General features: G+C 56.8%; 12 protein-coding genes. 8 read left to right on the forward strand and 4 right to left on the reverse strand.

Going from position 1 to position 12349, the window contains the following annotated elements; translation table 11 throughout:
- Positions 1-96: 96 nt before the first annotated feature.
- A complete protein-coding gene (locus KDX37_RS07825) occupies positions 97-744 on the forward strand; it encodes an MFS transporter (protein WP_231652109.1) in 648 nt (215 codons plus the stop codon).
- 45 nt (positions 745-789) lie between these two features.
- On the opposite strand, the gene KDX37_RS07830 is transcribed toward KDX37_RS07825, so the two are convergent.
- On the reverse strand, positions 790-1581 hold the full coding sequence (locus tag KDX37_RS07830) for a GntR family transcriptional regulator (protein ID WP_231652110.1): 792 nt from the start codon (positions 1579-1581) through the stop codon (positions 790-792).
- Between the two features lie 247 nt (positions 1582-1828).
- Between KDX37_RS07830 and KDX37_RS07835 the strand changes: the two genes are divergently transcribed.
- The 6 genes from KDX37_RS07835 (at position 1829) to rmuC (ending at position 8023) form a co-directional block, all read left to right on the forward strand.
- Positions 1829-2842: an SIS domain-containing protein gene (locus KDX37_RS07835; protein WP_231652111.1), complete on the forward strand. Its 1014-nt coding sequence runs from the start codon at positions 1829-1831 to the stop codon at positions 2840-2842.
- Positions 2843-2844: 2 nt separating this feature from the next.
- The gene (locus KDX37_RS07840; protein ID WP_231652112.1) at positions 2845-3699 is read left to right on the forward strand and encodes a PfkB family carbohydrate kinase; all 855 of its coding nucleotides are present in this window, start codon (positions 2845-2847) and stop codon (positions 3697-3699) included.
- A 60-nt stretch (positions 3700-3759) separates the two neighbouring features.
- On the forward strand, positions 3760-4539 hold the full coding sequence (locus tag KDX37_RS07845) for an ABC transporter substrate-binding protein (RefSeq protein ID WP_231652113.1): 780 nt from the start codon (positions 3760-3762) through the stop codon (positions 4537-4539).
- 27 nt (positions 4540-4566) lie between these two features.
- Positions 4567-5256 carry an ABC transporter permease gene (locus tag KDX37_RS07850; RefSeq protein ID WP_231652114.1) on the forward strand — a complete coding sequence of 230 codons (690 nt, stop codon included), beginning with the start codon at positions 4567-4569 and terminating at the stop codon, positions 5254-5256.
- A complete protein-coding gene (gene hisM / locus KDX37_RS07855) occupies positions 5253-5960 on the forward strand; it encodes a histidine ABC transporter permease HisM (protein WP_231652115.1) in 708 nt (235 codons plus the stop codon). The genes KDX37_RS07850 and hisM overlap by 4 nt, the downstream gene beginning before the upstream one ends.
- Positions 5961-6106: 146 nt before the next feature.
- Complete coding sequence (gene rmuC, locus KDX37_RS07860) at positions 6107-8023, forward strand: DNA recombination protein RmuC (RefSeq protein ID WP_406641704.1); 1917 nt, start codon at positions 6107-6109, stop codon at positions 8021-8023.
- A 372-nt stretch (positions 8024-8395) separates the two neighbouring features.
- On the opposite strand, the gene KDX37_RS07865 is transcribed toward rmuC, so the two are convergent.
- Positions 8396-9058, reverse strand: a complete 663-nt coding sequence (locus KDX37_RS07865; RefSeq protein ID WP_231652117.1) for a GntR family transcriptional regulator — start codon at positions 9056-9058, stop codon at positions 8396-8398.
- Between the two features lie 159 nt (positions 9059-9217).
- Here KDX37_RS07865 and KDX37_RS07870 point away from each other — a divergent pair, with 159 nt between their 5' ends.
- Positions 9218-10588, forward strand: a complete 1371-nt coding sequence (locus KDX37_RS07870; RefSeq protein WP_231652118.1) for an aspartate aminotransferase family protein — start codon at positions 9218-9220, stop codon at positions 10586-10588.
- A gap of 61 nt (positions 10589-10649) precedes the next feature.
- Here the strand turns inward: KDX37_RS07870 and KDX37_RS07875 are convergent, their stop codons facing one another.
- Positions 10650-11582 carry an electron transfer flavoprotein subunit alpha/FixB family protein gene (locus tag KDX37_RS07875; protein ID WP_231652119.1) on the reverse strand — a complete coding sequence of 311 codons (933 nt, stop codon included), beginning with the start codon at positions 11580-11582 and terminating at the stop codon, positions 10650-10652.
- Positions 11583-12332, reverse strand: coding sequence for an electron transfer flavoprotein subunit beta/FixA family protein (locus KDX37_RS07880; RefSeq protein WP_231652120.1), 750 nt, complete (start codon positions 12330-12332; stop codon positions 11583-11585).
- Between the last annotated feature and the right edge of the window lie 17 nt (positions 12333-12349).

A 12349-nucleotide genomic window follows, 5' to 3' on the forward strand; every position in this document is an offset into this window, starting at 1 on the left:
TTACCGTCAGGACCGGCTTCACGGTTATCATGCTGTCGAGCATCCGAAACAGCAGCATCATGAAGACAACCGACTAGCCAGGGACAGGCACGTCCCATGACTCACTCAGCCGTGCGAACAGGATGTGCCGTCGGTGTGCTTTGCATCGCATCGTTTGTGATGGTCACCTCCGAATTCGCTCCAATCGGTGTGCTGTCGCTCATCTCGACGGACCTGGGTCGAACGCCGTCCGATATCAGCCTGACGGTGACCTTGTATGCGTGGATCGGTGCAGCCAGCGGGCTGTTGTCCCACTGGCTCAGCCGCAGGGTCTCGCGCAAGGTATTGCTCATCGTGCTGATGCTCGCACCGGCGGCGTCAAACGGCCTGGCTGCACTGTCCGGCGAATTCTCGATATTGCTGGGTGCGCGTATTCTCGGTGCCTTGGCTCACGGGGTTGTCTGGGCGACCGTAGCCGCCACAGCGGCCCATCTGGTGTCGGCCAGGCGAGTTGGGCTGGCGACATCTGTCGTCACGAGTGGCATCACCATCGCCACCGTGGCAGGCGTTCCCTTGATCAACCTGGTCGGGCAATACGACGGTTGGCGCACAGCAATTGGTATGGGCGTCATTGTCGGCAGCCAGGCGCTGGACTCGGTCGGAATTCGGGGCACGATGATGTCGGCCAGTGTCGTGATAATCCCGGCGATAGTGCTGATGGTGACCTCACAGGTTTCCATCAGGAAAAAGACTGCCGTCACCTGAGTCGCCACCGCGCATCACAATGCTCACCAACGGTTTCACCCATGTCTAAGGGTCGGTATGCAGGCTATTGATTCGGCTGTCTGCAAGCTTGAACACCACGCGTTGAGGATGGTTGACCGACACCAGGTACTCCACCGGTTGCCCGAATTGATCGAAGATCACGCCGCGATAGACCAGCGCGGCGGTGGCGGGCTCGACTTCCAGCAGGCGCGCCTCCTGGTCGTTCATGGTGGCCACGCTCAAAGTGCCCTCATCACTCTCTATTTCGATCTGATACCTGGCCAACAGCAAGGCATACAACGAGGCGCCTTCGATCAGGTCACCCGCCACCAGATCCGGCGCGCGTGCCGCAGGGATGTAGCTGGTCTCGATGCAGAACGGCTTTTGATCCACGGTGCGCAAACGTCTGATGGTCAGCAATGCATCCCCTTCCTGGATCTTCAATAATCTGGCGACGCGTGCACTGGCCTGGGTCTGTTCGAAATAGAGCAATTTGCTGCCTGGCCGGGCTCCTGCCTGCTCGACCACTTCGGCGATGCCTTTGCGCGCTACGGTGTTGAGAGGACGCTCGACGCCCGGAGCGGTGACAAAGGTTCCGCGATTGCCCCGGCGCTCCAGAACTCCGCGATCGATCAACGTCTGTAGCGCCTTTCGCAACGTCATCCGGCTGATTCCCAAATGCTCGGCCAGGTCCCGCTCTGCCGGGATGCGTTCGGTCGGGCCAAACTCTGGGCGCTCCAGCATTTCCAGCAGTGCCTGGACGGCTTGCCACGCGACCTGCTTGCGTTGAGGCGCAAGCAGCGTCACGTCTGATGGTTTTGCAGCGGTCACTTTCATGGTCTACATCCTGGAAGTTTTTTCTGTCGCACTTGTGACGCTGTAATACACCCACGGTCGTCTGCGAGCCGCTTGCTTGAACAACCACTCATGATCAGACGCCAGCAAAACGATGAAAACGCCAGATCGGACCATTAGACCACGGTGGAAATGCCTTGTATTGGTATTTTTCGTGGTATAGATTTTGGTCTAAATGGTGATCACGAACAGCAGCCCGGATCACCGTAATACGGCCTGAGGAGTTCACATGGCGATCCAGTTCAACCGGGAAGCATTTGTCGCTTCCTTGCAGCAATCCGTGCATATCGTCGATGACGCTCACCAGTTCGGCCAGGAACTGGCAACACGGATTGACCGCATTTATTTTGTCAGTTGCGGTGCTCCCAATCGCATCATGCTGGGCCTGCAATACTGGATCGAACGCTACAGCCAGACGCTGGAAGTACGCCGTTATTTTCCGGCTGACTTCATGGACATTGATCCGCCGCGACTGGACGAGCGCACGCTTGTGGTCCTGGCGTCCAAGTCTGGAACCACTCAGGAAACCATCGCTGCCGCGCGTTTTCTGCAAGACAAACCGTGTCTCACTGTCGGGGTGACGCAAACCGCTGAACTGCCCCTGGCTCAGGCCGTGCAGCATTGTTTTCTGCTGGGGCGCACCGACGAGGCTTACTTCGGCTGCTTCATGATTCTGCAGGCATTGATAGGCGGTCTGCTGGCCAAACGCGAAGGCTGGCCATTGCTGGACAAGCTCGTCCGCTCACTCAAGGCGCTACCGCAGGCGCTGGCCGACGCTGCGATCAACAACGACGAGCGTGCAACCGAAGAGGCACGGCTCTACAAAGATGACCGCCTCATGTATTTCCTCGCCTCGGGCCCGATGTTCACCACCGCCTATGTGTTCGGCGTCTGTGTGGTGATGGAAAGTCAGTGGCTCCACTGCCTGCCGGTGGAGGCGGCGGAGTTTTTCCACGGCCCGTTCGAAGCCATCGACGCAACCACCCCGCTGCTCCTGCTGGTCGGCGAAGACCCCAGCCGGGCACAGATGGAGCGCGTCGTGCGTTTTTGTCAGCGTTACACCGAGCGGGTCATGGTCTATGACTCCAAAGACTTTCCCATGGAGGGCATCGACCCGGAGATTCGCGCAATCGTGGCGCCTTACATCGTCGGCATCGCCGCCGAGCGCATCGCCGCCCATCTCGCAGTCTGGCATCAGCAGCCGCTGACCACCCGCCGCTACATGTGGAAAACGGAGTACTGAGCATGGCGGGCCTGATCGCAATAGGCGACAACACTATAGATGTGTATCTGGACCAGAACATTGAGTATCCCGGCGGCAATGCACTCAATGTCGCCGTGTTAGCTGCGCGACTCGGTGCGCGCAGCGCCTACCTTGGCTGCGTGGGCGATGACCGCCACGGCCAGTACCTGCTCGACTGCCTGCATCAGGAAACGGTCGAGGTGTCACGATGCCGGATGCTGCCCGATGCCAGCGGCTGGGCGTGCGTCGACAGCGCGGAAGGCGAGCGCGTGTTTCTCGGCAGTGATCCGGGCGTATGTCGCCGACTGCGCCTCGATGCCGAAGATCTGACCTACATCGCCAGATTCCCGTTGGCCCACAGCAGCCTGTACAGCGGCCTGGAAAGCCAGGTGGTGAAAATTCGTGATGCATGCGGCTGCCTGTCTTTCGACTTCTCGGACAACTGGGCCGAGTTCGATTGGCAGGCCGTGATCAAACAGGTCGACATCGCTTTCTTCTCGGCAGCCGACCTGTCTTCTATCCAGGCGTATGAACTGGCGAACTCCATGCGGTCACTGGGCCCTGAGGTCGTGGTGATCACTCGCGGCGCCCAGGGCGCAATCGCAGTCGATGCGCAAGGCACCCATGAGCAACCTGCGCTGCGCTGCACATTCGTTGACAGCATGGGCGCTGGCGACGGCTTTATCGCCGCGTTCCTGCTCGCATGGCAAGCGCAGCAAAACCTCGCCAACTGCCTTTTCCGGGGTGTCGACTACGCCGGTCAAGTGTGTGGGTGGGACGGCGGCTTTGGTCATGGACAACCGGTGGACAGCGAACGCGTTCGACAACTGAAACAGGCCTTGAACACTCAGGGTTGATGCGCACTGCTCCGGAGTCCTCCGGGGCAGTTTTAACCACCCTTCACAGAGACCCCGCCAATGAAAAAAAGTCTGATCGGTTTGTTGTTTCTGGCCAGCCCATTGCTGTCGTGGGGCGCCAGCGAAGAGCTGCGGTTCGGGGTTGATCCCACCTACCCGCCCTTTGAATCCAAACGGCCAGACGGCTCACTGACAGGCTTCGATATCGAATTGGGAGAAAGTCTGTGCGTTGAACTAAAGCGCCGTTGCATCTGGGTGGAGAACGCTTTCGACGGCATGGTTTCGGCACTTAAAGGCAAGAAGTTTGACGGGATACTGTCCGCCCTGTCGATCACTGAGGCACGCAAGGCCGAAATCGCCTTCTCCGACACCTTGTACGACACCCCGGCCCGTCTCGTCGCGCCCGAAGGCAGTCCCCTGCAGCCGACTGCAGAATCCCTGCGCGGCAAGCGCATCGGCGTGCAGCAAGGCAGCGTTTTCGAGGTCTATGCCAAACGGATGTGGGGCCTCAAGGGCGCGGAAATCGTGCCTTATCAGAGCAGTGACCTGACCTACTCAGACTTGATCAACGGCCGACTGGATGCAGCCTTTGACGACGCCATTGCGGTGTCCGAAGGCCTGTTGAAAAAGCCGATGGGCAAAGGCTTCGCTTACGTCGGCGAGGTAGTCAAATCTCCGGAAATCTTCGGCCCGGGAACTGGCATCGGCCTGCGCAAAAACGATACCGAACTGGCCAAAGACATCAATAAGGCACTGGAGCGGCTGCACCAGAACGGCACCTACCAGCGCATTGCCAGCAAATATTTCGATTTCGACATCTCGCCCAACGTCGCCCCCTGAATAACCTCCCCCATGGAGCCTGACAGCATGTTTCTCGACGGGTACGGTAATCTCATTCTCCAGGGCGCCTGGTTGACCGTGCAGGTGGCCGCTTGGGCTGCTTGCGTCGCTATCGTCCTGGGGCTGCTCGGGGCTCTGGCAAAGCTCTCGCCGCTGGCGCCATTGCGCTGGCTGGCGACGGTCTATACCACGCTGGTGCGCAGCGTGCCGGATCTGGTACTGATGCTGCTCATCTATTACAGCGCGCAGATCGGGCTGAATCAGGTAGCAGAAGTGTTCGACCAGGAATCTTTCCAGTTGAACCCCTACGGCACCGCAATCGGCACGCTGGGGTTCATCTACGGTGCCTACTGCGCGGAAACCTTTCGCGGCGCACTGCAGGCGATTCCATCGGGTCAGCTGGAAGCGGCACGCGCCTACGGCATGAGTCACTGGCAAGTCCTGCGGCGCATTCGTTTTCCACAAATGATGCGCTTCGCCTTACCCGGCATTGGCAACATCTGGCAAGTGCTGCTGAAGAGTGCAGGCCTTATTTCGCTGCTGGGTCTCAATGACATGGTTCAGGTCGCCAAACAGGCAGGCAATGCCACGGCAAGGCAGATGTTTTTCTATCTGGTGATTGCCGCGATATTTTTTGCCTTCGCGATCTTTTCAAGCCTCGCGCTCAAACACCTCGAACGCCGCTACAGCATCGAGCCGCAGCGGAGGGTGTCATGATAGATATTCTGAGAGAGTTCGGACCGAGCTTCCTGTGGTCAGACGGCTATCGCTGGAGCGGTCTTGCCGTCACGCTCTGGCTGCTGGTGGTATCTGCCGTCCTGGGTTTGTGCGCGGCGATACCTTTGGCGTTGATTCGCACCTACGGCAGCCTGTGGCTGGCACTGCCCATTCGGCTGTACACCCTGGTATTTCGGGGCACACCGTTGTTTGTGCAACTGCTCATCATCTACAGCGGCCTGGCCAACCTGAGCCTGATAAGAGGCTCACCGAGTCTGTGGTGGTTCTTTCGCGACGGCATGCACTGCGTCATTCTGGCGCTGGCCTTGAACACATGCGCCTACACCCTCGAAATTCTTGCCGGCGTCCTGCGCACCACCCCACGCGGCGAGATCGAAGCCGCCCTGGCACTGGGCATGACCCGCAGCCAACTGTTCATTCTGGTGCTGATACCAAGCATGTTGCGCCGCGCACTGCCCGCCTACAGCAACGAAGTGATCTTCGTCCTGCACGCTACGGCCATCGCCTTCACCGCAACGGTCCCCGACATCCTGAAAATCGCAGGCGACGTAAACGCCGCGACGTTCAAGACCTTTCAGGCCTACGGCATTGCCGCCCTGCTCTACATGCTGGTGGCGTGCCTGCTGGTGGGAATGTTTCGACTGATCGAGCGTCGGCTGTTGAGTTATCAGCGGTTGGGGTGAATGTGATTCGACTCGACAACAGATCGAGACAAGTTGAAAACCGACATCAGCAGCCTGGCGCAGGAAGCCGCTCACGCTGCTGTTTTCAGCCGATACACAACGTGCCATCATTTTGCGATCCAATCCAGCGATAAAAGGACGTAGCGATGGCACAGCAGTACCTGACACCGGCCCTGATCGGGCTTTTCAGCCTGTTGTTTCTGGGCATCGGCTTCTGGATCAACAGCCGCCTTGCGGCAAGCAGACTGGCCCAACAACTTTCAGAACTGAAGGCCAGCCATCTGGCAGAACACCAACAACTGCTAAACGATGTCACGCTCGCGCAGCAACGAGAGCAGCAGATGCTTCAAGAACAAACAAGCCAGCAGCAAGACCTGAAAATGGCCAGCGAAGCCTTGACCAACCATCGTGAGTTGGAGAAGCAGCTCAGCGTTCAGCTCAGCGAATTCAAGACGTTGCTTGAAGCCGAAAAGCAGCGCACGTTTGACAAGGCCCAGCAACTTGCAGACGCTACAGCCATCAGCGAAAAGCATAGCGCCGAAACAAATCAACTGCGGCTGCAACTTGGCGAGCTGAAAAAAGAGCTTGGGCAGGGCCTGGAGCAGACACGACAGCTGGAGGAGCTCAAGCAGGCGCACTCTGATCAGCAAGCGCGTCTTGAGAAAGTACAACTGCAACTACAAAAACAAGGCGAGCAGTTGGGCCAAAGCGCGGAACAGGCGAATCAGCTTCAGGACATAAAAAACGCCAACAGAGAACTACAGATTCGTCTCGACAATGCTCAGGAAGAATTCAAGAAGCAGCGCGAACAGTTGGGACAGGCAGCCGAGCAAAAGGAGCAACTGGAAACGCTGAAGTATGTATTGGCCCAACGTGAAACCGAACTGGGCAGTACGCGAGATGAGCTCAGCGTTGCGAAGCAGGATCTTGCTGAAATCAACATGCGTCACCAGCGCGATCAACACTCTGCGGCCGAAAAACTGCAGCTGCTTGAAGATAATAAAGTCCAGCTCAAGCAAGAATTCCAGAACCTTGCCAATCAGATTTTTGACAGCAAGCAACAGAGCTTCTCGGAGCAAAGTCGCCAAGGGCTGGACACCCTGCTAAAACCTTTCAAAGACCAGCTTGAATCATTTCGTCAACGAGTGGATCAGGTTCACTCCGATACCGTGCAGGGCCAGAGTTCGATGAAAAGCGAGCTGGTCAAGCTGATGGAATTGAATGCGCAGATCACAACGGAGGCGTCAAATCTTACCAAGGCGCTCAAAGGCGACAAAAAACTCCAAGGCACCTGGGGCGAACAAAAGGTAGAGATGCTGCTCGAGCAGGCAGGTCTGCGCAAGGGGTTCGAATACCATCGCGAGGCAAACTTCAAAGACGACAATGCCAGCAATAATCGACCGGACTTCGTGGTCAACTTGCCTGAAGGCAAGCACATTATCATCGACAGCAAGATGTCGCTGGTGGCTTATACGGACTACGTTTCTGCAGAAACTGACGAGGACCGCACGAGGGCCCTGTCCGCTCATATTCTGGCCTTGAAGAACCATATCAACGGGTTGTCAGACAAGAAGTACACCGATCTGAACGGCATCAACTCGCCCGACTTCGTGTTTTTATTCATGCCCGTCGAGCCTGCTTACCTGGTCGCCGCCGAACACAGCCCTGGGATATTTCAAGCGGCCTATGAAAAACGCATTGCAATCATCACGTCGACCACCCTGCTGCCAGTCCTGAGGGTCGTGTCGAATCTGTGGAGCATTCAGCGTCAGAACAACAGCACGCTACAGCTGGCGGCAATGGCCAGCAAGGTTTACGACAAGTTGCGAATTTTCGTAGACAAGATGGACAAGCTTGGTAATCAGATCGCCACCGTACAGAAAAGCTACACCGAAAGCGTCAATACGCTAAAAGGCGATCACGGGAGCCTGACAAAGACCGTGGACAAGTTCGTCGCATTAGGTGTGACAGTCTCAAAGCGCCTGCCTGCCTCAGCGGTGGGAGATGAAGAGCTGGAAAACGAGCTACACATACTTCCAGTGGAGGGAGCGGCCAATACCTGAGGTCGACTTCGAGCGGCAAATCATGCCGCTCGCATATCTCTGAATGGTCCCTTGTTCGAAACTTCATGCGGCAAGGGTCCAACGTTACTCAGAGTCGAAGAAACACGACTACTGTCCAACCACCAGACCCAACGACAGTAGCCGTTGTATTTTAGTGGCTGCTTCGTGCATCCGCTGTGTCAGCCGCGGTATATCCAGTTCGTTTTTACGGTATTGAGGGATCGTGGCAGAAATAGAGCCGCGCACTTTGCCGTCCACGAAAAAAGGGACCGCCAGACCAAAGCCGTCATAAAAACCGGCGCTTTGAAACAATGAAAGTGATTGCAGGCCGGAATGGATGGACGTGTCCGTCGAGCTTCAAGAGCCCCTTGATTATTGGGTTTTGATAAATTCCAGCATCATTTCATTGCCATCGAGAATGTCTGTGCAGATTGCCTGCCGGGCGGCAGCACCATCACGGTTTTTAAGGGCCGCCAATACTTCCCAGTGGTGCTCGATCGCCATCTGTTCTGAAAAGTGGTCATACGCAAGGGCCAGGAGTGGCCCGGTCCGCATCCACAGGCTGTCCAGAAAGCCACGCAGCAGAGGCATCTGGGCAATATCGGCAAAAAAGAAATGAAACGTCTGGTTCAGCTTTAACGCCTCGGTCATGTCTTCACGGTGGATCGCGTCCAGGTTCGCCTTGATATTGGCTTCGATACGCTCCAGATCCTCGTCAGTGACCATGGTCGCCGCCGTTTCCGCGGCCAGACCTTCAAGCGCCAGTCGCACTACGCGGATTTCCAGATATTGCGCGCTTGAGAGGATAGGGACACGGATGTCTTTAGGCGTCTTCATGACAAGTGCCTGCTCTTTCGCAAGCTGAAGAATTGCATCGCGCACAGGCGTGACGCTAGTACCGAGCTGCGTCGCGAGATCACGAATGCGCAGCTTGTCGTCAGGTTTCAACTTGCCGGTGATCAGCGCTTCACGCAGCGACGAATAGACGCTGGTTCCGAGATACGCATGTTTGATTTCGCCGATTGGGTAGCTCATATCAATTCCGAATGGAGGAAGGCTCTATTTGGCGGGAAACAGGGGCCCGACAGCACAGCGCTTCATCATCGCGGTTTTATGTGGAAAAAACCAGCTACACAACATGATGCATCATGCATTATGCTTCAGTCTGGCGTTCCCTAAACCAGCGAGATCATCATGAATACAACACGCTCCTCGTTAGCCGACAAAGACATGCGTCACCAAATGCACCCCTACACCAATGCCCGCGCTCACGAGGAACAAGGGCCGCTGGTGATCGACCGAGGTGATGGAGTGTTTGTGATTGATGAGAACGGCAAGCGATATATAGAAGCCATGGCCGGGTTATGGAGTGCGGCATTAGGGTTCAGTAACAAACGGTTGGTGGCAGCGGCTGAAAAGCAGATGTCGACCCTGCCCTTCTATCATCTGTTTGGCCACAAGGCGCACGCACCCAGCATCGAACTGGCAGAAAAACTGATCAACATGGCACCGGTACCCATGAGCAAGGTGTTCTTCACGAATTCGGGTTCTGAAGCCAACGACACCGTGATCAAGCTGGTCTGGTATCTCAATAATGCGCAGGGCAAGCCTGCTCGCAAAAAATTCATCAGCCGCATGGGCGGGTACCACGGCATCACGCTCGCCAGTGCGAGCCTCACTGGCTTGCCAACGAATCAGCGCGGCTTCGATGTGCCACTGCCAGGTTTTCTGCACGTTGGCTGTCCGCATCATTACCGCCACGCTCTGCCGCAAGAAACCGAGGAGCAGTTTGCTGACCGCCTGGCTGCAGAACTCGACGCTTTGATCCTGAGAGAAGGCCCGGAAACCATCGCGGCGTTCGTGGGCGAACCCTTGATGGGCGCCGGCGGCGTGATTGTGCCTCCACGTACCTACTGGGAAAAAATCCAGCGGGTTTGCCGCAAACACGACATTCTCATCGTGGCGGACGAGGTGATTTGTGGGTTTGGTCGTACCGGCAACATGTTCGGCAGCCAGACCTTTGGTATCGAGCCAGATATCATGATTCTGTCCAAGCAACTGTCATCGTCCTACCTGCCTATTTCTGCCATTTTGCTCAATGATCGGGTCTACCAGGGGATTGCAGACCAGACCAAATCCTTCGGCGCGCTAGGCCATGGCTTTACCGGCGGTGGGCACCCGGTGGCAGCAGCAGTCGCGCTGGAAAATCTGAAAATAATCGACGAGGAAAACCTCGTGGAGCACGCTGCCAAAATGGGCGAGTTCCTGCGTCGAGAGTTGCAGCGCTTCAGTGACCATCCGCTGGTGGGTGAGATCCGGGGGGCAGGCTTGATCGCTGCGGTCGAGCTGGTCGCCGACCGCACTACCAAGGCACCTCTGGATGCTCCAGGCACGCTGGGCCGCTACTTCGCCGGACGGGCACAGAACCATGGCATGATCACCCGTAACATGGGCGATGCCATCGCCTTCTGCCCTCCCCTTATCATCAGCGAAGATGAGGTACGCTTAATCGTCGACAGGTTCGGCATGGCACTGGATGACACCAGCAAGTGGGTCAATGGTTAAGTGAATGGCACAAGAAAGGCCTGGTGCGAACCAGGCCTTTTTTGTTTCGACGGTAGGGCCTTCAGTTCAACTCTGCCAAGAGCGCCGGCATTGCTTCAAACAAGTCGGCCACCAGGCCGTAATCAGCGACCTGGAAGATAGGCGCGTCTTCATCCTTGTTGATCGCAACAATCACTTTAGAATCTTTCATGCCCGCCAGGTGCTGAATCGCGCCGGAAATTCCGACGGCAATATACAGCTGTGGCGCGACGATTTTTCCGGTCTGGCCCACCTGCATGTCGTTGGGTACGAAACCTGCGTCTACCGCTGCGCGGGAAGCGCCGACTGCAGCGCCAAGCTTGTCGGCCACGGCATACAGGTGCTTGAAATTATCGCCGTTCTGCATGCCGCGACCGCCCGAAACCACGATTTTTGCAGAGGTCAGTTCAGGACGATCCGACTTGGCCAGTTCTTCGCCAACGACCCGGGACGTATTGGCGTCGTGAACGATGGAAACCGTTTCAACGGTAGCCGAGCCGCCTTCAGCGGCCACCGGCTCGAAACCTGTAGCACGAACGGTTATGACTTTGATCGAAGCGCTGGACTGAACAGTAGCAATGGCATTACCGGCGTAAACAGGGCGTTTGAAGGTGTCGGCGGTTTCAACCGAAATGATCTCGGAGATCTGGTCAACGTCCAGCAGCGCTGCAACGCGAGGCAAGATGTTTTTGCCGCTGGAGGTGGCAGCGGCCAGGATGTGGCTGTAACCCGAAGCCAGCTCGACCACCAGTGGTGCGATGTTCTCCGGCAACTGGTGGGTGTAGGCCGCATTATCAGCAACCAGCACCTTGGTGACACCGGCGATTTTGGCAGCGGCATCAGCCACGGCGCCAGCACCCTGACCTGCAACCAGCACATGAATGTCGCCGCCGATTTTGGCAGCAGCGTCTATGGTGTTCAGTGTGGACCGAGCCAGTGTTGCGTTGTCATGTTCAGCGATTACCAGGATAGTCATTCAGATTACCTTCGCTTCATTTTTCAGTTTCTCGACCAATTCAGTCACCGAGTTGACCTTGATACCCGCACTGCGTGCAGCGGGGGCTTCAACTTTCAAAGTTCTGTTGGTGGAGGCAGTACAAACGCCCAACGTTTCAGGAGTCAGCACTTCCAGAGGCTTTTTCTTGGCTTTCATGATATTTGGCAGGGACGCATAGCGCGGCTCGTTCAAACGCAGGTCGGTGGTGACGATGGCTGGCAATTTCAGAGAGACTGTTTGCGCGCCGCCGTCCACTTCGCGAGTGACAGCTACGCTGTCTCCGCTTGCTTCAACTCTGGACGCGAAGGTCCCCTGACCGAAACCGGTCAGCGCCGCCAGCATCTGACCCGTCTGGTTATTGTCGCTGTCGATTGCCTGTTTACCGAGGATCACCAGCGATGGCTGTTCCTTGTCGACAACAGCCTTGAGCAACCTGGCAATGGCCAGTGAAGTAAGTTCTTCAACGGATTCGACGAGAATGGCGCGGTCGGCACCCAGTGCCAACGCAGTACGCAATTGCTCTTGAGCAGCTGCCGGCCCGACGGACACGACAACAATTTCAGTCGCAACGCCCTGCTCTTTAAGGCGCACGGCCTCTTCAACGGCGATCTCGCAAAAAGGGTTCATCGACATCTTGACGTTAGCGAGATCGACGCCGGAATGGTCCGCTTTGACGCGGACCTTGACGTTGTAGTCGATCACTCGCTTTATGGAGACCAGAATCTTCATCAATTACCTCAGTAAGC

The organism is Pseudomonas californiensis (assembly GCF_021147775.1).
Classification (GTDB): Bacteria; Pseudomonadota; Gammaproteobacteria; order Pseudomonadales; family Pseudomonadaceae; genus Aquipseudomonas; species Aquipseudomonas californiensis.

Bases quoted from the DNA above. Each gene is read 5' to 3' on its own strand.
- KDX37_RS07825 (WP_231652109.1), top strand. From the start codon at position 97: ATGACTCACTCAGCCGTGCGAACAGGATGTGCCGTCGGTGTGCTTTGC.
- KDX37_RS07830 (WP_231652110.1), bottom strand. From the start codon at position 1,581: ATGAAAGTGACCGCTGCAAAACCATCAGACGTGACGCTGCTTGCGCCT.
- KDX37_RS07835 (WP_231652111.1), top strand. From the start codon at position 1,829: ATGGCGATCCAGTTCAACCGGGAAGCATTTGTCGCTTCCTTGCAGCAA.
- KDX37_RS07840 (WP_231652112.1), top strand. From the start codon at position 2,845: ATGGCGGGCCTGATCGCAATAGGCGACAACACTATAGATGTGTATCTG.
- KDX37_RS07845 (WP_231652113.1), top strand. From the start codon at position 3,760: ATGAAAAAAAGTCTGATCGGTTTGTTGTTTCTGGCCAGCCCATTGCTG.
- KDX37_RS07850 (WP_231652114.1), top strand. From the start codon at position 4,567: ATGTTTCTCGACGGGTACGGTAATCTCATTCTCCAGGGCGCCTGGTTG.
- hisM (WP_231652115.1), top strand. From the start codon at position 5,253: ATGATAGATATTCTGAGAGAGTTCGGACCGAGCTTCCTGTGGTCAGAC.
- rmuC (WP_406641704.1), top strand. From the start codon at position 6,107: ATGGCACAGCAGTACCTGACACCGGCCCTGATCGGGCTTTTCAGCCTG.
- KDX37_RS07865 (WP_231652117.1), bottom strand. From the start codon at position 9,058: ATGAGCTACCCAATCGGCGAAATCAAACATGCGTATCTCGGAACCAGC.
- KDX37_RS07870 (WP_231652118.1), top strand. From the start codon at position 9,218: ATGAATACAACACGCTCCTCGTTAGCCGACAAAGACATGCGTCACCAA.
- KDX37_RS07875 (WP_231652119.1), bottom strand. From the start codon at position 11,582: ATGACTATCCTGGTAATCGCTGAACATGACAACGCAACACTGGCTCGG.
- KDX37_RS07880 (WP_231652120.1), bottom strand. From the start codon at position 12,332: ATGAAGATTCTGGTCTCCATAAAGCGAGTGATCGACTACAACGTCAAG.